Genomic DNA, 18,108 nt, shown 5'->3' on the forward strand with positions numbered 1-18,108 from the left:
ACCGCCGCCGCGCCACGACTACTGCAACGGAACACCACCGAGCCCTGCGAGCAAGGAGCCAGCATGTCCATCAAACGGCCGGTCGCCACAGCCCTGGCCGCGGCCCTCTGTCTGGTCACGGCGGCATGCGCCGACTCCTCGACGGACGAGACGGCCGGCGGCAAGCAGACCGAGGCCGCCGCGTCGAAGACCGGATACCCGGTGACCATCGACAACTGCGGCCGGCCCGAGACCTTCAAGAAGGCCCCCAGCCGAGTGGTCGTCATGAACGGCGCCTCGGTCGCCGAGGTCTCGACCCTGCTCGCCCTCGGCCTCGGCGACAAGATCGTCGCCAATGAGCAGGCCTACGGCATGAGCGAGGTACCCGGCCGGGCCAGGGCCATCAAGGCGCTGCCCACCGGGAACATCAAACTCAACGACGCCTACGACATCCCCCGCGAGGCAATGCTGGGCCTGCGCCCGGACCTGGTGCTGTCCACCACCTCGTACGGCTTCGACGAGAAGAACGGCTTCGCCACCCGGGACCAGTTGAAGCAGGTGGCAGCCAACACGTACGTGTCCCCGCAGGGCTGCAAGCAGGACACCTCGAAGATGACCGTCGCCGACAGCTACACCCTGCTGCGCGACATGGGGAAGATCTTCAACGTCTCCGACCGCGCGGAGAAACTGATCGCCGCCACCGAGAAGCACATCGGCGAGGTCTCCGCCAAGGTCAAGGGCAAGAAGGCGCCCAAGGTGATGGTGCTCTTCTCCAACATGTCCATGGGCGGCAACGCCTTCAGCTCCGTCGTCGCCCAGGGCATCTACAACGACATCCTCGCCAAGGCCGGCGGTGCCAACGCCTTCGCGTCGGCCTCCAAGACGTCCTTCGCCGACCTGAGCAAGGAGAAGGTCGCCGCGACCGACGTCGACGCGCTCGTCGTCATCGGCTACAACGACCCCCACCCGGCGGCCTACGCCAAGAAACTGCTGAAGGAGTTCCCCCAGTGGCCGGCCGCCAAGAAGAACAAGTACGTGGTCCTGTCCGACTCGATGTACCTCGGTCCGAGCAACGACCTGGCCGTGGAGAAGATCGCCAGGATGCTGCACCCGGACGCGTTCTGAGCCGGCCGACCCGGCTGAGGGTCACCCTGGCCTTCACCCTCCTGCCCGTTGCGCTGATCGTCACCATGATCGTGGCGATCAGCATCGGCGCGGTCACCATCCCCCTCGGTGACGTGTGGAGCATCGTCTGGCACCACGTCACCGGGCAGGGTGCCTCCGGTGACCTCGCGACCGACCAGATCGTCTGGAACTTCCGCACTCCCCGGGTGGTTCTGGCGGCCCTGGTCGGTGCGGGCCTGGCCGTCTCGGGCGCGGTGCTGCAGACAGTGGTGTCCAACCCGCTCGCCGACCCCATCGTCCTCGGCTTCTCCTACGGCGCCACGCTCGGTGCGGTGCTGGTCATCACCCTGGGCGGAGGCGTGGCGCTCGCCGGGCTCGGCGTCTCGGCGGCCGCGTTCCTCGGCGCGGTGGCAGCGGGCGCGCTGGTCTTCGCCCTCGGGCAGAAGCGCGGCCGGATGGCCCCCACGCGGCTGGTCCTGGCCGGGGTCGCGGTGGGCTACGTCTTCCTCTCGGCGACGAGCTACGTCCAGTTGCAGGCGACCCCGACCGAGCTGCGGACGGTGATGTTCTGGATGCTGGGCAGCGTGGCCGGCGCCCAGTGGGACCAACTGCCCACGGTGGCGGTGGTGGTGCTGGCAGGCACTGCCCTCCTCACGCTCTTCGGGCGGAGGCTCAACGTCCTGCTGGCCGGGGACGACTCCGCCACCGCGCTCGGCGTCGACGTCAACCGCCTGCGCGCGGTCCTCCTGGTGCTCAGCGCGCTGCTGACCGGAACCGTCATCGCCGTCGCCGGCAGCATCGGCTTCGTCGGCCTGATGATCCCGCACCTGGTCCGGCTCACCCTCGGCGCCGACCACCGCCGCCTCCTGCCCCTGACCGCCCTGCTGGGCGCCCTCTACCTGGTCCTCGTCGACCTGCTCTCCCGCACCCTCAACCGCCCCAACGAACTCCCGCTGGGCATCCTCACCGCCCTGCTGGGCGCTCCCTTCTTCCTGTGGCTGCTGCGCCGCAACAAGGGCCTGGACTGAAGCATGAAACTCACCGTCGACCAGCTCCACATCACCCTGGACCGCAGCCCGATCCTCCACGATGTGAGCCTGGAAGCCCGCAAGGGCGACATCGTCGGCCTCGTCGGCCCCAACGGCAGCGGCAAGTCCACCCTGCTGCGCGCCGTCTACCGCTCGCTGCGCCCTGCGCAGGGCGCGGTCCGAGTCGGCGACGACGACGTATGGGCCCTGTCCGCGCGCACCGCGGCCCGGCGCACCGCCGCCGTCCTCCAGGACGCCACCGGCAACACCACCGGCCTGACCGTCACCGAGATCGTCGCCCTCGGCCGATCCCCGCACCACGGGCTGCTGGGGCGCGACGGCGCCGAGGACCACCGGGCCGTCAAGGACGCAATCGACCGCTGCGGGGTACGTCCCTACGCGGACCGGGACTACGCCTCCCTGTCCGGCGGCGAGCGCCAACGCGTGCTGCTGGCAAGGGCGTTGGCGCAGGAGCCCCAGCTGCTCGTGCTCGACGAGCTGACCAACCACCTGGACATCCGTGCCCGGTTCGAGCTGCTGGACCTGATCCGGGCCACTGGTGTCACCACCCTGGCGGTTCTGCACGACCTCGACCTGGCCGCCCGCCTCTGCGACCACCTGGTCGTCCTGCACGAGGGAGCCGTCGTGACGGCGGGACCGGTCCTGGACGTGCTGTCCCCACAGCTCCTGGCCGACGTCTTCGGCGGGGGCGCGGGCGCCGCACAGCACGCCGACGGCGTCGTCCGCATCACCTACGCGGCTCAGCCACTCGCCCGCGGCAGTGGAGAGGAGCGCGGTCACGTGGCGCGCGAGGACACCGGAGCGGAGGAGGGCCGGACCGTGAAGTCCGGGGATCGCTGATACCCGGTCAGATGCCCCTGCCGGCAGGGGCCCCGTACTGAATCCCGGCACGCGTCGCTCCGCTCGCCTCTGCACCGCCGGGCAGGGCCACCAGGTGCAGCGCCATGTCGATACCGGCCGACACCCCGGCGCTGCTGATGACGTCGCCGTCGTCCACATACCGGTCCCGCGCACGCCCGTCGACCAAGCCGTCGATCTTGGTGAGGTCGTCGAGGTAGTGGTGGTGCGTGGTGGCCGGCCGACCGGCCGGCAGACCCGCGGCGGCCGGCACCGGTGAGCCGGTACACACGCTCACCAGGACTGTGCCGCCTTCGTGGAGGCCCCGCGGCCAGTTGGGATGCCGGTCGTCGCGCACCAGAGTTCGGGTGCCGAGGCCACCGGGATGGACGAGCACGTCGAGCGGCGGCGCCGTGGTCGTGCCGCAGTCGGCGGCGAGGCGGAGCCCCTTCGAGCAGACCACCACCGCACCCGCGTCCGGCCCGACGGCCAGGAGCTGCCCGGGAGACGACGCGATGGGGGAGGCCCACAAGCCGAGCACCTCCCACGGACCCACCAAGTCGAGGTCCTTGACGTCCTCGAACAGCAGCACACCGAGGGTCAGGGTGTCGGTCACGACCACACCCTGGACGACGGAGAGTGTCCCCTCAGGTAGTCGTAGAGCAGGCGTCATTGGTTCCCGTCGGATGCGGTGCACGAGGAGCACGAGGGTGAACGGGTGCGTGGCGCCGTCGGTCCGTGCCCCGCGTCTCGCGACTGACATTGCGTAGCCCCGCTGGTCGGCGGGTATCCCGGGAGCAGCATGGCGCGGTCGCTGGGCCGCACAACTCTCAGGAAGGACGTGGATGATGAGCGAGACAGACGGTCTGGAGCCGGTGGCGACCTTCTGTGGCAACTGCGACTGCGGCTGCCCGCAACTGTTCGTCGACCCCGACGCGCCCGCGGAGCGGCGCGTCCTGCTCACGGACGACTTCGGGCAGCGTGTCCAGATGAGCGCCGACCAGTTCGCCTCCCTGGTGGAGGAGGCGAAGGGCGGAAAACTCGACAGGATCGCCGGCGCCTGATCCGCCAGGTGTACGCAGTGAGCGGTGACCGACTCGGTCTGGCTCTGGCCCACGCAGTCGTGGCGGTCGCAGATCCGAAATTGCCGGCGGGAGACCACGCGGCTGAGGAAGACTCCAGCAGATGCGTGATCGATTGGAAGCAGCCCAGGGCCTCTGGCTACGGCGTTGGTCGTCCGCGGACGCGGGGTCGGTGTTGACCGCGTTCGCCGATCCGTTGATGGCATGGCAGGCCGACGAGTCGATTTCGTCACCGGCTGCGGCGGAGCGATGGCTCGCAGCCAGAACCGGGCAGTGGGACTCGGGCTCGGGCTTTGCGTTTGCCGTGGTCGACGAGGCGGACACCGTGCTGGGAAATGTGGCGGTCGGTGCGCTGGATCGGCGTCACCGGACGGGGTGGGTGTCGTACTGGACGACGGCAGCCGCTCGCGGCCAGGGCGTCGCTTCAGCCGCCTGCCGTTCACTGGTCCACTGGGCCTTTGACGAAGCCGGATTGTTCCGTTTGGAGTTGGGTCACCGGGTCAACAATCCGGCTTCTTGTCGGGTGGCCGACGCTGCGGGCTTTGTTGTGGAGGGAGTTCAACTTCAGAAGCTCGAGTACGACGGCGTGCGCTACGACGTCGAACTGCATGCACGTCTGGCAACCGACGGCGCCATGGCCCACCCCGGGCGCCTGGCAGGCTAGCGGGGATGGGCCGACTCGACCCGGAAGAGGCGGCGCTGGACGACCGTGGCGATGGTGGCCGCTTCGTCCATGTGCACTCGGGCCTCGGGCTTGGGTGGAGTCGGCAGCTCTGGCCCGCCCCCAAGATGCCTCCCGTGCGCTCCGACATCAGCGAGGCCGACCGGCAGGCACGAGCCGTCTGGGCCCGTTCGGCTGGATCGCCGGGCGTCACGTCGTGATGCGGACCGGGGATCCGGCGTGATCCGCACGGCCGGGGTGGGCGAGTGGGCCTTCGTCCGGCGTGGTGACCGGCCGGCCGTCCGGGATCAGCGGCAGGTGTAGGTGAAGGACGCGGACGCCGTGTGCCGGCTGGGGGACTCGATGACCAGCCTCGCTGTCGCCTTGCTGGTGCCCTTGCCGTGGAAGGTCCACAGCAGGCGGAGGTGCGTCTCGTCCTGCCCCCTGCCCAGCCGCTCTTCGCGCGGGCCCGAGGAGGTGCCGTCACTGCGGTTCCACTCGTAGGTGAACGCGCCGGCTGCCCCGTTGGTGTTCACTACCGCGACCACCTCGGCGGTTCCGTCGCATCCGAGGACGCTGCTCGTCCGCACCGTCACCTGGGTGATCCGCAGGTCCGCCGTCTGCCGTTGCCAGAACAACCAGGCCAGCACGATGGCCAGGACGGCCGCCGCCAGACGGTATCTGCGTAGCCGGTGCAGTCGGCCGCGGGGCCTCTTCCGGCTCTTGCGCTTCGCCGTGCCGCGCCAGACGTCGACGGCGGTGTCCGTCAGCCCCAGGGGCGGGACGCCCGGTCCGAAATGCAGGACCTCAGACTCGGGCGCGGGCTCGGCATCGGTCCAGTGGGCGTCGAGGACGGTCGGGATGTAGGTGTCGTCGCCGACGTCCCTGATGGTCGTTTGCACATCCGGGTCCTGCAGGGTCGGCTGCAGGTCCGGATCCGGTAATTCCCACGCCACCACCGGGCGCTCGCCGCGGTCCGTCATCCTCGCCCCTCCGTTCGGCTCGCTGTAACAGACCCCGCGTCAGCCGGGCTCGCCTTCCACGGTTGCCGGAACCCCTTGCCGCGGGGTTACGGCCGGCGTCGAATCCGAGGCGGTGCCGGTGCCGCCGGCGGAGTTGCCGGAGTTGGTACTGCTCTGACTGGTGGTGCTCTGAACGGTGGTGCTCTGAACGCTGGTGCTGTGTGACAGGGTGCTGGAGTCGGGGCCCGAGTTCCCATGGGAACCGGCACTGGCGTCCGAGCTGGTGCCACCGCCCGGGCCCACGTCCTTGCCGGACCCAGTGCCGCCCGCCGACCCGGGATCACCGTCGCCGGTCCGCGCGTCCGAGTGGCCGTGCCTCGCACCCGGGTCGGTGCTCCCTCCGGTGCTGCTGCCACCCTGGTCGGATCCGGCGTCGCCCGCGGTTCCTGTCCGGGAGTCCATGCCCCCATCACCGCCGGCGTGTTCGTTGCCGGTGTTGTCCGTCCCGCCGTTCCCCTCGCCGGTGTTCCCGTCGTCGTGGGAGTCCGTGTGGCTGTGGTCGGTGTCGTTCGCCGTGCCGGTGTTCTCCTGCGTGTGGTCGGTGTCGTCCTGGGTGCCGGTGTCCTGAGTGCCGGTGTCCTCGTGGTCGTGGTCCTCGCTGTCGTCGTTACCGGTCCCGTTCTCCGTGCCGGTGCCCTCGCGGGTGTGGGACTCCGTGTCGCCCTGGTCGTGGCCGTTCTCCGTGCCGGTGCCCCCGTCGGTGTTCGTTCCGGTGTCGCCCTGCCCAGTGCCCTTCTCCGTGTCGGGGCCGGTATCACCCGTGTGCGTGCGGGAATCCGTGCCGCTGTCCCCGTCAACACCGCCGGAGCCCGAGTCGGAACGGGTGCCGCCATCGGCGGGTGCGTTGTCCGCGCCGGCGTCTCCGTGGCCGCCGCTGCCCCGAGCGCCAGAAGTGCCGGCCCTGTCGGAGTCCGAGACCGACCCGGTCGTGTCGCCGTGCTCGGTGCCCCGCGTCTCCGTCGCCGGGCCGGTGTCTTTCCGCGCGTCGAGCCTGGTGACGGCCTGGGTGTGATCACCGGCGTGTGCCTCGGCCCCGCCCGCCCAGCCGCTGGGCATCAGGCTCAGCAGCCCCGCCACCGCCACGGCGGCCGTGCCGGTGAGTACATCGCCCCGCCCGCGCAGTCGGCTGCGGCGCCGTGTGGTGAGCACGGTGCGGGCCAGTTCGGCCGAGGAGCCCACCAGACGGGCGTCCAGGCGTGAGATCGCCAGCGGTATCAGGGCCGCCGCCACCGCGGCCAGCCGACTCTGGCCGCGGTCCTCCCAGTCGGGTCCGTACGCGTTCTCGGCCACCCACTCCAGTTCCCGCAGGAAGTCGAGGGCGCTCGGGGGCCGGAGCGCCGGGTCCTTGGCCATGCCGTGCAGTACCAGCCCGCGCACCTCTTCCGGTACCCGGTCCATCGGCACCGGCTCGTGCACGTGCTGGCGCTGGAAGTCCAGTGGTTCCGGCCCCTCGAAGGGGCGCATGCCGGTCAGGCACTCGTAGAGGGTGGCGGTCGCCGCGTACACATCGCCGGCCGGGGTGGCGGCCTCCGTTTTCCACTGCTCCGGGGGCATGTACGCACAGGTGCCGCGCCGGTTGTGACGGTCTCCAGTGCGCGCCGAAATTCCGAAGTCCACCAGCTTGGTCTGGCCGTTCCAGTTCACCAGCACGTTTTCGGGCTTGTAGTCGCGGTGTACCACGCCGATGCCGTGTGCGGCGGCCAGCCCGAGCAGGGATCCTTTCAGCACGACGAGTGCGGCCTCGGTATCGGTGGGTCCCTCCCTTTTCAGCAGCGCGCGGAGTGCGGCGCCGTAAACCAGTTCCATGACGATGGCCGCGCCCTGCTCGGCTTCGACGTACTCGTAGAGTCGCGTCACATGAGGCGATGTCAGGCCGCTGAGAAGCCGGGCCTCGGTTCGCAGGACGGTGCGAAATTCTGCCTTTGAACACAGTTCCTCGTTGAGGTACTTGATCGCGACGTTCCGGCCGGTCGCGGCATGACGGGCGATCACCACCCGGCCGCTACCGCCTTTGCCTAGTTTCTTCAAATCGATATAGCCGGGGACTGTCCATGAATCGTCATCCCGTTCGACTTCGCACTCGTCGCGATCGGTCACTCCTGCCATAATTCCCCCTGGCGTTCAGTTGTTCCAGGGCTCCCCGGGAGGGGCACCCGATGGGAGATTCTTCCAGCCGAAAAAGATCCAATACAGTAAGAAATTTCACAGTTCTGCAACCGCTGCCACTGTCGCCAATGCAAGGAATAGCGAGAAGGGTGGCCGTTTGTGCAGCGGATCGGAACCGAGTGGCGGTTGTGGTGATTGCGGAGTCGGTATTTTCCGCGCACATACGGATACTGCCGTGGCTGGCTGGCTGGCCGGCTGTCGTGGCGCCGGCCCGGTCGTGGGGAGATGCGAACGCACACCGACGGGGCGGCAGCGACCGTCACTGGCCACGCCAGATGTTGCGAGGGTCGCGTCCTCGATTCCTGTGTCCGGTTGGGGGTGTCCTCCCTGCAGGCCAGATGTGAGGTCATGCTGAATCGCAGGGGTGCCGGCGGCGAGGAGGTTGGATCACCCTGCAGGGCCGTCTGCGCCTGCCCGGCGACAAGGCGGCCTTCCTTGGGCACGCCGAGCCGGACCGTGGGCCGACGAGAGCGCCGCCCGGACGGGAGCCAACTGGGTAACCACGGCGCCTCTGGCTGTGACACTGGGAGGTTGCACGGTGAGTGCTCCGCAACGACAGATTCGGCAAGTCGGCGCCCAGCTCTTCCCGCGGCGGCCGGGCGATACCGGCGGGGCGGGCGGAGAGCGGTGCGGAGGTGGGTGCCGACGATCACGCTCGGGCCGCAGCAGGGACCGCCGTGGCACCGGCCGCAGGACTACTGCTGCCGTCCCATGCGGCCACTGGTCCTCCCGCCGGTCGCGGGCCCTTTCGCGGAAACGGAAGCCAATATCCCGTATCCTCCGACGACCCCGCACTTTTCCTGAAGTCTCTGCGGAAGGCCTTCCGCTGCGTGGTCACCCGGTTCTGCGGAACACCGACGGGCAGTGGACGGAAACGTTTCGACAGAGGCGGTGGCCAGCGGAGTTCGGCCAACCATAGAAGGATCTTCAACGACTTGGGGTCCGCCACGCGCGAGCCGGAATCACTTGACGCTGATGCAGTGGCTCTGCGAGAGTCAATTTGCACCGACTTGGAGTCGGATAACAGACTTGGGTACGCAACGGGGGTAACTCGGCCCAGGATGGCGACTCCAGCCCCACGCCGTCGCGCCGTCGACGCCGTGGGGCTCGGTGCGCATTGAACGGGGAGCACGGGGGTGCTGTAGATGTTTGTAGAGCGACTTCTACCTGCGAAGACGACGGACGAGACGGGCAGAGAAGCCCCAAGATCCGCAGCAGGACACTGAATCCCACCACACTGGGCACGCAGCAGGTCTGACGCCACAGCGCGCGATCGATGGCGCCGGCATGCCGTGCGGTATGCCGATGCGCGAGTACGCAGCATGCCCTGATGGTTCACCACGGACGATTTCCGGAACCGCCGTGTTTCGAAACCACCGTGTTTAGACGCACTGTCATGTTCGGGCAGTGCTGTGCCTCCGTGCGTCTCCATGCGAATCCACACGCGAATGAAGGGAACCGTCATGGCCGTTTTCGAGTCCAGCGACACGGCACGTCGTATTTTCACGGACCTGTTCAGCATCCTGCTGAAGGACGAGAAGTTCACCGAGCGGATGCGCGAGGCCGGAATTACGCTGCACCTGATCCAGACGAAGCCCGACGTCGAGCTGTACGTCACCCCCGACGGCGTCCACCAGGGCGGTCCCGAGAAGCCGGCGGCCATCCGCATCAAGATGAGCTGCGACACCGCTCACTCCTTGTGGCTCGGCAGGCTCCTGATGCCCGTGGCCCTCGCCACCGGAAAGGTCCGCATCAAGGGCAGCGTCGCCAGGGTCCTCGAGTTCGTACCCCTGCTGCAGCCCGCGTTCGACCGGTACCCGGAGATCGCCGCCAACGCGGGGCTGCCCGTCTGACCTGCGTCTCCCGCGTCACAGCACAGCCAGATCGTGTGTTCACGAAAGGATCCTCAACGCGTCATGAGTACCACCACCACCGAGGCCGTCGACTTCCTCACCGAGCCGCTCGAAATCCAGGAGTTCCGCCTGCGCGTCCGCGAGTTCGTGGACAAGGAGGTACGGCCCCGCGCCGCCGAGAACGACCGTGCGGCCGCTGACGACTTCGACTGGGAACTGGTCCGCAAGGGACACGAGGCCGACCTGATGCGGCTCGTCGTTCCCAAGGAGTACGGCGGCCTCGGCCTTGGCGTCCTCGGTGTCGCCGTCGCCCTGGAGGAGATCGCCGCCGCCTGCGCCGGCACGGCGCTAATCTTCGGCGCCACGCTGCTCGGGCAGGCGCCGGTCCTGCTCTCCAGCGATCTGCCTCTGATGTCCCGCTTCCTGCCTCTGTTCTCCGGCGACGAACCCGTCCTGGCCTGCAACGCCATCACCGAGGACCAGGCCGGCTGCGACCTGCTCATCCCCGAGAACGCCGAGCACGCCCGCGACGTGATGCGGGCCCGCAGGGACGGCGACGTGTACGTCCTCAACGGCCGCAAGCGGTTCATCACCAACGCCAGGGTCGCCGAGTTCGGCTCCGTCTACGCCAACATCGAAGGGCACCCGGGCGCCACCGGCATGACCGCATTCATCGTCCCGCTGGACACGCCGGGCATCGTCCGTGGCCCCGTCGCCGACAAGATGGGCTACCGCACCTGCCTCGGCAGCGAGCTGGTATTCGAGGACGTGCGCGTCCCCGTCGAGAACGTGGTCGGCGGCGAGGGCAACGGCGTGCACATCAACATCCAGCAGATGAACATGGCCCGCGCGACCGTCGCGGCCCTGTCCACCGGTGTCGCCCGCGGAGCGTTCGACATCGCCAAGAAGTGGTGCGAGGAGCGGGTGCAGGGCGGTGTCCCCCTCTACAAGCACCAGTTCACTGCGCGCAAACTCGCCGAGATGGCCGCCAAGATCGAGGCGTCCCGCCTGATGTACCTCAGTGCCGCCCAGGCCGCGGACAGCGAGATCCCCGCTCCGGTGTTCCAGCCGGCCGCGGCCAAGCTCTTCGCCGACCAGGTCTCCATCGAGGTGGCCCAGGAGGCCATGTCGCTGATGGGCGCCCGCGGTTACCTCCGTGAGAACGGCATGGAGAAGTTCGTCCGGGACTCCCTGGGAGCCCGTATTTACGAGGGCACGCCTGAGGTCCTCGCGCTTGCCATCACCCAATCGCTGTACGAGGAAGATGACTTCTGACCGGCTCGGGCAGCACGACACCACAAGAAATACCGCAGTAATAAAAGGGGGAAACGAGATGGGCGCACCTCGGACCGCGGCTGGGCCCGCGCCGATGCTCCGTCCGTGGAGCGTGCCGAGCGGCCTGTCGGCCGGCGAGGCGAACGACACCCCGGTCAACGGGGTCCAGGACCGTTACATCGAGGACGTACTGCGCCTCAACAGCCGACTGACCTTCGGCGGCCTGGCCGACGAACTGCGCAAGAGCGGCGCGGCGCTCCACCAGTTCGACCAGGCGCGCGGCCTCACCACTTCGGTGGCGTACTCCGAGTCCATTCCCGAGCGCTATCTCCTGGGACTGGCCGGCTTCCGCCTCGCGGAGTACCTGAACGCCGGATTCGCCAGCCGGAAAATCGTCTTCGACCGTTCCCTGTTCTGCGAGCCCGTACAGGGAATGCACCACCGCGACATCCACGTCGTCACCACCCACACCGACAGCGGACGGATCGTCGGCTATGTGGCGCTGGCCCACAGCCAGGATCCGGAGCCACAGTTGCTGACCGACCCGGCACGCCTGCCGTTCTCGTCGGAGCAGGTGCACGACATCCGGCTGCAGAAGCTGCTGGACGACCCTTCCACCGTGACCACCCACCAGATCCGGGAGGTGAAGCGGCTCGTCCACGCGCACTCCGTCACCGACCGGCAGATGCACCTGGCGATCACGCTCGAGCTGCTGGCCGGCATCAGCATGGCCGTACAGACGGAGCACCCCGGCCTCAGGCTGCTCGTCGGCGACGTGGAAGAACACATCGCCCTGCGCCACCTGGTCCTGCTCGGCCTCACCGTCCGCCTGGTCCAGGGCACCAAACCGAAACTGTCCCGGCAGGATGTGCTGTACCCGCGGTACGACATGGGCGAGAAGGTCCTCCCCTTCTACGCATGGATTCCGGACGCGGGCGGAGTGGCCGAGCGCGTGGCGGCGATCGAACGGGCCCTGGCCCACGAGTCGCCGATACGAGGGCTGCGCGGCCTGATGGCCGAGCTGTCCGGCAACGTCCAGTACATCTACGCGCCCGAGAGGCTCGACGAAGGGGCGGCGGCATGACCGGCACGGCTCGGCAGGACTTCTACGCGGAGCTGACCGAGCGTAACCGCGGCTTCATCACGGACCAGGCACAGCAGGCACTGTCGAGGGCCCGGATCCTGATAGCCGGCTGCGGCTCGACCGGAGGCGCCGCGGTGGAGCCCCTGACCCGCATCGGGGTACAGGACTTCGTCCTGGCCGACGTGGGGGAGTTCGAACTGAACAACCTCAACCGGCAGCACGCAACCGTCGACGACATCGGCCGGCACAAGGCCGAGGTCGCCGCCGAACGCATCGTGTCGATCAATCCGCACGCCCGTGTGGAGGTGGTGACCCAGGGCGTCACACCGGGCAACGCGGCCGACCTGACCGGTGGTTGCTCCGTGATCATCGACGGTGTGGACGTCACCGAGCGGTCCGGCTGGCAGTCCAAGTTCCGCCTCCACGAAGCGGCGGCACAGCACCGCCGGCCCGTGCTCTCCGGGTACGACATGGCCGGCACCCAGTACATCCGCTTCTACGACTACCGCAGGGCCACGAGCCGGCCCTTCGACGGGAAGATCACCGCGGCCTCGGTCGACGAGGCAATGGTGTGGTCCCTGCTCCTGAGGGTCATGCCGCTGCGCTTCGTCCCTCTGGAGATGCTGCGTAACGCACGTGAGCACCTGGGCGAGGCCGACTACAGCGTCCCGCAACTCGTCTACGCGTCCCTGCTGTTCGGCGCGCTCAGCGCCCGGATGACGGCCGAGATCCTCGCCGGGGAACCGGTACGGCGCAACGTGGTGGTCAACGTCCACCACGAGATACGGCGGGCCGGCGGCCGGTGGACGACAGCGGTCCAGTGGCCGTTCACACTCCTCGGCGGCCTGCGCGAGCTCGCGGCCCTCGCACGCTCCGGCAGGCAGGGGGCCGACAAGCACTCTCCCCTCCCGACAGAAAGGTAAGCGCGTGTCCGACATCGTCGCCGACACAGTCGCGAAGCAGACCAAGAAGGCCCGTCAGCTGCTGGTCTCCTCCAGCCGGCACTCCTACGACCCACGCCTCGACATCGACTGGGACGCACCTCTGGAAGAGGGCAAGTGGTTCCTCCCGGAGAAGCGCTGCACCCTGTACGGCACCGAGACGTGGGGCCGGCTCACGACCGAGCAGAAGATCATCCTCTCCCGTGAGGAGATGGCGTCGTCCATCGCGCTCGGTGTGTGGACCGAGTACATGCTGCTCCACATGGTGTCCCGCTACGTCTACGACAAGAGCGTGGCGTCACCGCAGGTGCAGTTCGCCCTCGTCGAGATGGCCGACGAGGTCCGACACATGATCATGTTCGCGAAGGTGGTCGAGCGGATCGGCAGCGAGGTCTACAAGACACCCTGGAAGATCCGCGAGAGCGGGCGCCTGCTCAAGGCGGCCGTTCCCGTAGCGGGACTGTGGGCCCTGCTGTTGCTCACCGAGGAGATCTTCGACCACGTGCAGCGGGAGGTCGCCGGGGACGAGACCGTCCAACCGCTGGTGCGTACCATGTCCCGCATCCACGTCGTCGAGGAGGCCCGGCACATCAGCTTCGCCCGGAGCGAGCTGGAGCGGTTCGTTCCGACGCTGAACAAGGTGCAGTTGAGCTCCTTGCGCATGATGCTGGCGCTGTCGATCCAGACGTTCGCCACGGAGTTCTTCAACCCGATGATGTACAAGCGGGCCGGCCTGCCCGACAGCGTGCGCAAGGAGGCCATGGCCAACCCGCACGTACGGGAGACCTTCAGCTGGGCCGCGAAGCGGATCACGGGCTACTACAAGTCCATCGGCGTGATCGGGGGAGCCAGCGAGAAGATCTGGGCCAAAGCCGGATTCCTCGGGAGCTGACCATGACACACCACGAAGATGACGACGACGGCTACGCCGGCCCGGCAACGATCACCCTGGACGGCGTCGAGTACTCCGTGGAGGTCAGGCTCTCCGGCCACTTCCAGCCCATCGACGGCCATTACCACTGGTACGGCCGCGTCGGCGCACACGGTGCCCTGAAGGACGCGGTCGGCAACCGCGCCAAGGCTCCCTGCACGCTGACCACGCCGACCGGTCCCGTCGACACCCAGCTCGCCGAGCCCGACCTGTGGGGCCGCTATCGCATCACCGGGACCGGGGCGGCACCGTTCCACGTGGTCGCCACGGTGGAGGAGGTCGGCTAGGGGCTGCTCCGGTCGTGATCAGGGGGAGCGGGCCTGCGGTACCGCCACCGCGTGCGCGATGGTGCCCGCGGTGGCTCTGGCGGGTGCCTGATCACGATTCGGGGCAGAGCGCGGGGCGCGGGCTGCACGGCCTGTCGGTTCGGACGCTTCGGGCGTTCGGGAACCAGGGGCCGCGCAGCCCGCGCGTGACGGGCGACGTGCCTCCTTCAGGAACCGGGCCTGATGAGCCCCAGCAGCATGCAGATCACGACCTGTGACGCCTCGTGCCCGGCCTGCTCGGGATCGTCGGCAAGGGCCAGCGAGGTCGCCGCCTCGCACAGCGTGCCGAAGATGACGGAGGCGGCCATCTTGATCGAGACGTCCTGGAGTTCTCCCCGTTCGGCGAGTTCCTCGAGGAGACCTATGACGAGGGGATGGGCCAGGTCTTCGTCGATCGCCCGGCAGCGCTGCGCACCGAGCACACCGGCGGACTGCCTCAGGAGCGACCTCTTGCGCTCGTCCTTCACATAGCTGTCGAGGAAGCCCTGGACGGCGCTGACCGCAGCGAGCTGGGGTTGCCGGTCCGTGCCCTCGGGCCCGGCCGAGAGGTCGTCCTCGACGCCGGCGAGGACCTCCTTCTGGCTGACGCGGAACACCTCGTCGAAGATGGCCTTTTTGTCCGGGAAGTGATGGTAGACGGCGCCCTTGCTGACGCGTGCCGCGGACGCGATGTCGTCGACGGACGTGACATCGAACCCGTCCCTCGCGAAGAGGTCCGCTGCCGCCTCCAGCAGCGCTGCACGGGTGAGCGCAGCGTATTCCTCACGTCGCGACTTGACTGCCATGTGACCTCCCGAGAATAATTACCGACCAAGAGTCGGCGACCGACTGTAAGTCGGTGAGCAACTCTGCTCCAGTCATTATCAGGCTTTCAACCGAGTTCTCCGCATCAGGCTTTCAACCGAGTTCTCCGCCCTGGGGGCCCGCTTATGCAGCCACGATCCACCACCCCGCCGGCCGATGGCGGCGTCGCAGAGCGCGCCTCCCGCCTGATCCGGCGAGGCCGCTGGCCGCTCCTTGCGCTGTGGCTGGTCGCCCTCGCCGTCGCAGGCATGGGAGCGACGAACGTCGCCAAGGTCCTCAGCGGCGGCGGCTGGTACCCGCCGGGCACCGCGTCGACCACGGCACTGCACCAGCTCCAGCACGGCTTCGTGGCCCGCGGGAAGACCACGACGACCCTCGTCATCCACGACAAGCGCTACAAGGACGACGACCCGCACTTCGAGCAGCGGGTGCGCCGCGTCGCCACCGCCGTCAGGGACGACCACGATCTGAAGGTCGCCGGCATGCTCGGCTGGTCCACCGTCCAGCCCGGCAACCGAGCCCCCTACACCGGAGACGACCACCGCACGGTCATGGACGCCGTGGCCATGGACCTGGAAGACGGCGTCGCGCGCCGCGAGCTTCCCCGTATCCAGCGGGACCTCTCCGACCGCTACAGCGATCAGGGTCTGGACGTGTCCCTGGTGGGCGAGGCCTCGTTCTGGGGAGAGACCAACGTCCTCAGTCAGGAGAGCCTGGCCAAGGCAGAGATGATCACGCTGCCGCTGATCATCCTGATCCTGCTGCTGCTGTTCCGCAGCGTCACCGCATCCCTGGTCGCCCTCTCGGTGGGTGTCTCGGCGATCGTCTTCACGCTCGGGGTGATCGAACCGTACGCACAGCACCACGAGCTGTCGATCTTCGCTCAGAACACCGCCTCGATGCTCGGACTCGGTGTGGGAGTCGATTACTCGCTGTTCATGATCACAAGGTTCAGGGAGCAGCTGGCCGGGGGAGACAGTGTCGAGGCCGCCGTCGCGACCACGTTGCGCAGGTCCGGGCACACCGTCATCGCCTCCGGCGTGACCGTCCTCCTGGCGATGTGCACGCTGTTCCTCATCGACCTGAACGTCATCTTCTCCATCGCCGTCGGCGCCGTCCTCGTCGTCGCCTTCTCCGTGTTCACGGCGATCTTCTTCCTTCCGGTCCTGCTGCACATGGTGGGACACCGGATCAACGCCGGCCGCGTGCGACTGCCCAAGGGGCTACGGGAGCGCCTTCAGACCCGCAAGGGGAACGCGACCGGGGAGGAGGCCAGCCGCTGGTACCGCCTGGCGCTGAGGGTCATGGCCCGCCCCGTGGTCTTCCTCGTGGTGGGAGCCGTCGCCCTTCTCGCGCTGGCCGTGCCGACCACCTGGCTGCGCACCTTCTCCCCGGATGCGCGGATCCTCCCGCAGTCCTCACCGGTCCGCGTGGGCTACGAACACGTGCGGGACGCCTTCGGTATCGGCACGACGTCCCCGATCCAGGCCGTCATCACCACACCGGAGCCCTTGGACAAGCTCGATGGGACGGGCGGCCTCGTGGACTTCAGCACCCGCCTGGAGCACCTGCCCCACGTCGCTCGCGTTCAGTCCCCGCTGCCGATCCTGAAGGCCGCCGCACCTCAGGCTCCCCTCACGGCTCTCGCCGCCCCCGCCATGGGCCGGCTGCCCAAGGACGCACAGGACACCGTCCGGCACTACGTCGCCGACGGCAACCGCCGCATCGTCTTCGAGGTGGTCCCCAACGTCAACGCATCCAGCGACGAGGCACGGAGCCTCCTGGACCGCGTCCACGACGAGGCCGCCAGGCTCCCCTCCTCCTACGGGGTCGCCATCGGCGGTGAGACCGCGGTGGGCATCGACGGCAATGACCGCATCCAGAGCGGACTGCCGAGCGTCGTCATGGTGATGCTGGCCGCCGGCTATCTGGTGCTGCTGCTGACGTTCCGGTCGCTCCTGCTGCCGCTGAAGGCCATCGCGATGAACCTGCTGTCCATCGCGGCGACCTACGGCATCCTCGTCCTGGTCTTCCAGGACGGCATCGGCACCGGCCTGCTCCACTTCGAGCGCACCAACTACCTGCAGAACTTCGTGCCCGTGGTGCTGCTGACGCTGTTGTTCAGCCTTTCCACGGACTATGAGGTCTTCCTCCTGGACCGGGTCCGCGAGGAGTACACACGCACCGGGGACAACACCGCGTCCGTCGCCCGCGGCCTCACCCGCACCGCTCCCCTCATCTCGGGCGCGGCACTGCTGATGGTGGCGGTCTTCGGATCGTTCGGCTTCGCCGGCATCGTCCCCATTCAGCAGCTCGGCTTCGGCCTGGCCGTCGCCGTCCTCCTCGACGCCACCGTCGTACGACTCATCGTGGTACCCGCCACCATGCGGCTCATGGGCCGCTGGAACTGGTGGCTCCCGGGCCGCCGCACGCCGCAGCCGGCAGCGGCCACAGGACACACCGACACATCATCAGAGCCCCTCGACCCCGTCAGCCGGTGAGATCCCCGGCACGACCACGAATGAGGACAACACCATGCTGATCGTCTTCGTACTCCTCCTTTTCGGAGTCATGGTCGGCGCCGTGGCCCACCTCCCCGTTCCCGCAAGCCTGGCAACGGGAGCACTGATCGTCGCCTGGCTGACCGCCTTCATCACCCGCGAACGCCGCGCCGGGCAACGTTTCTGAAGGACACACCATGTCTCTCACCACGCAGAAACAGATCGCACGTCCCGGCGCCACCGACAAGAAGAAGCGCGGCTACGGCGACGCCGACAGCATGGCCATCGCGGCGTTCGTGCTCGGCCTCCCCGGACTCCTGGTGGGGAACATCTTCCTCGGCCCGTCAGCCATCGTGATGGCCACGCTGGCGCTCGCCCGGGGGACGCGCAGGCCGATCCGGGCATTGCTCGGCCTGGCGCTCGGCGTGGCCGACCTAGCGGTCCTGGCCATCCTCGTCACCATGGACGGGAC

18 protein-coding genes are annotated in these 18,108 nt (G+C 68.5%); 14 read left to right on the forward strand and 4 right to left on the reverse strand.

What is annotated here, in order from left to right; all coding sequences use genetic code 11:
• Positions 1 to 63: 63 nt before the first annotated feature.
• The 3 genes from AB0H32_RS22740 (at position 64) to AB0H32_RS22750 (ending at position 2,993) form a co-directional block, all read left to right on the forward strand.
• Positions 64 to 1,104: an ABC transporter substrate-binding protein gene (locus AB0H32_RS22740; RefSeq protein WP_361123544.1), complete on the forward strand. Its 1,041-nt coding sequence runs from the start codon at positions 64 to 66 to the stop codon at positions 1,102 to 1,104.
• A gap of 65 nt (positions 1,105 to 1,169) precedes the next feature.
• A complete protein-coding gene (locus AB0H32_RS22745) occupies positions 1,170 to 2,132 on the forward strand; it encodes an iron ABC transporter permease (protein ID WP_361123547.1) in 963 nt (320 codons plus the stop codon).
• Positions 2,133 to 2,135: 3 nt separating this feature from the next.
• Positions 2,136 to 2,993: an ABC transporter ATP-binding protein gene (locus tag AB0H32_RS22750; protein WP_361123550.1), complete on the forward strand. Its 858-nt coding sequence runs from the start codon at positions 2,136 to 2,138 to the stop codon at positions 2,991 to 2,993.
• Positions 2,994 to 3,000: 7 nt separating this feature from the next.
• Here the strand turns inward: AB0H32_RS22750 and AB0H32_RS22755 are convergent, their stop codons facing one another.
• Complete coding sequence (locus AB0H32_RS22755; protein WP_361123553.1) at positions 3,001 to 3,606, reverse strand: DJ-1/PfpI family protein; 606 nt, start codon at positions 3,604 to 3,606, stop codon at positions 3,001 to 3,003.
• Positions 3,607 to 3,838: 232 nt separating this feature from the next.
• Between AB0H32_RS22755 and AB0H32_RS22760 the strand changes: the two genes are divergently transcribed.
• On the forward strand, positions 3,839 to 4,054 hold the full coding sequence (locus AB0H32_RS22760; protein WP_361123556.1) for a hypothetical protein: 216 nt from the start codon (positions 3,839 to 3,841) through the stop codon (positions 4,052 to 4,054).
• Positions 4,055 to 4,175: 121 nt separating this feature from the next.
• Positions 4,176 to 4,736, forward strand: a complete 561-nt coding sequence (locus tag AB0H32_RS22765; protein ID WP_361123559.1) for a GNAT family N-acetyltransferase — start codon at positions 4,176 to 4,178, stop codon at positions 4,734 to 4,736.
• 305 nt (positions 4,737 to 5,041) lie between these two features.
• Here AB0H32_RS22765 and AB0H32_RS22770 read toward each other — a convergent pair whose 3' ends face one another.
• Both AB0H32_RS22770 and AB0H32_RS22775 read right to left on the reverse strand, forming a co-directional pair.
• On the reverse strand, positions 5,042 to 5,716 hold the full coding sequence (locus tag AB0H32_RS22770; protein WP_361123562.1) for a hypothetical protein: 675 nt from the start codon (positions 5,714 to 5,716) through the stop codon (positions 5,042 to 5,044).
• A gap of 39 nt (positions 5,717 to 5,755) precedes the next feature.
• Positions 5,756 to 7,861: a protein kinase gene (locus AB0H32_RS22775; protein WP_361123564.1), complete on the reverse strand. Its 2,106-nt coding sequence runs from the start codon at positions 7,859 to 7,861 to the stop codon at positions 5,756 to 5,758.
• A gap of 1,523 nt (positions 7,862 to 9,384) precedes the next feature.
• Between AB0H32_RS22775 and AB0H32_RS22780 the strand changes: the two genes are divergently transcribed.
• The 6 genes from AB0H32_RS22780 to AB0H32_RS22805 all read left to right on the forward strand — a co-directional run bounded on the left by AB0H32_RS22780 (position 9,385) and on the right by AB0H32_RS22805 (position 14,292).
• Entirely contained in the window at positions 9,385 to 9,774 is a 390-nt protein-coding gene (locus AB0H32_RS22780; RefSeq protein ID WP_361123567.1) for a hypothetical protein, read from the forward strand.
• Between the two features lie 63 nt (positions 9,775 to 9,837).
• On the forward strand, positions 9,838 to 11,049 hold the full coding sequence (locus AB0H32_RS22785) for an acyl-CoA dehydrogenase family protein (protein WP_361123570.1): 1,212 nt from the start codon (positions 9,838 to 9,840) through the stop codon (positions 11,047 to 11,049).
• 58 nt (positions 11,050 to 11,107) lie between these two features.
• Entirely contained in the window at positions 11,108 to 12,133 is a 1,026-nt protein-coding gene (locus tag AB0H32_RS22790) for a hypothetical protein (RefSeq protein ID WP_361123573.1), read from the forward strand.
• Positions 12,130 to 13,056 (forward strand): ThiF family adenylyltransferase, encoded by a 927-nt coding sequence (locus AB0H32_RS22795; RefSeq protein WP_361123575.1) that lies wholly within the window; start codon positions 12,130 to 12,132, stop codon positions 13,054 to 13,056. The genes AB0H32_RS22790 and AB0H32_RS22795 overlap by 4 nt, the downstream gene beginning before the upstream one ends.
• A 4-nt stretch (positions 13,057 to 13,060) precedes the next feature.
• A complete protein-coding gene (locus tag AB0H32_RS22800) occupies positions 13,061 to 13,966 on the forward strand; it encodes a diiron oxygenase (RefSeq protein WP_361123578.1) in 906 nt (301 codons plus the stop codon).
• 2 nt (positions 13,967 to 13,968) lie between these two features.
• A complete protein-coding gene (locus tag AB0H32_RS22805) occupies positions 13,969 to 14,292 on the forward strand; it encodes a DUF4873 domain-containing protein (RefSeq protein WP_361123581.1) in 324 nt (107 codons plus the stop codon).
• 206 nt (positions 14,293 to 14,498) lie between these two features.
• Here AB0H32_RS22805 and AB0H32_RS22810 read toward each other — a convergent pair whose 3' ends face one another.
• A complete protein-coding gene (locus AB0H32_RS22810; RefSeq protein WP_361123584.1) occupies positions 14,499 to 15,116 on the reverse strand; it encodes a TetR/AcrR family transcriptional regulator in 618 nt (205 codons plus the stop codon).
• A 144-nt stretch (positions 15,117 to 15,260) separates the two neighbouring features.
• Between AB0H32_RS22810 and AB0H32_RS22815 the strand changes: the two genes are divergently transcribed.
• From AB0H32_RS22815 to AB0H32_RS22825, 3 genes are all read left to right on the forward strand, one after another.
• Entirely contained in the window at positions 15,261 to 17,636 is a 2,376-nt protein-coding gene (locus tag AB0H32_RS22815) for an MMPL family transporter (RefSeq protein WP_361123587.1), read from the forward strand.
• Between the two features lie 34 nt (positions 17,637 to 17,670).
• Positions 17,671 to 17,823 (forward strand): hypothetical protein, encoded by a 153-nt coding sequence (locus AB0H32_RS22820; protein WP_361123590.1) that lies wholly within the window; start codon positions 17,671 to 17,673, stop codon positions 17,821 to 17,823.
• A gap of 10 nt (positions 17,824 to 17,833) precedes the next feature.
• The coding region (locus tag AB0H32_RS22825) for a DUF4190 domain-containing protein (protein WP_361123593.1) at positions 17,834 to 18,108 on the forward strand (275 nt) is incomplete at its 3' end.

The organism is Streptomyces sp. NPDC020362, from assembly GCF_040642095.1.
Classification (GTDB): Bacteria; Actinomycetota; Actinomycetes; order Streptomycetales; family Streptomycetaceae; genus Streptomyces.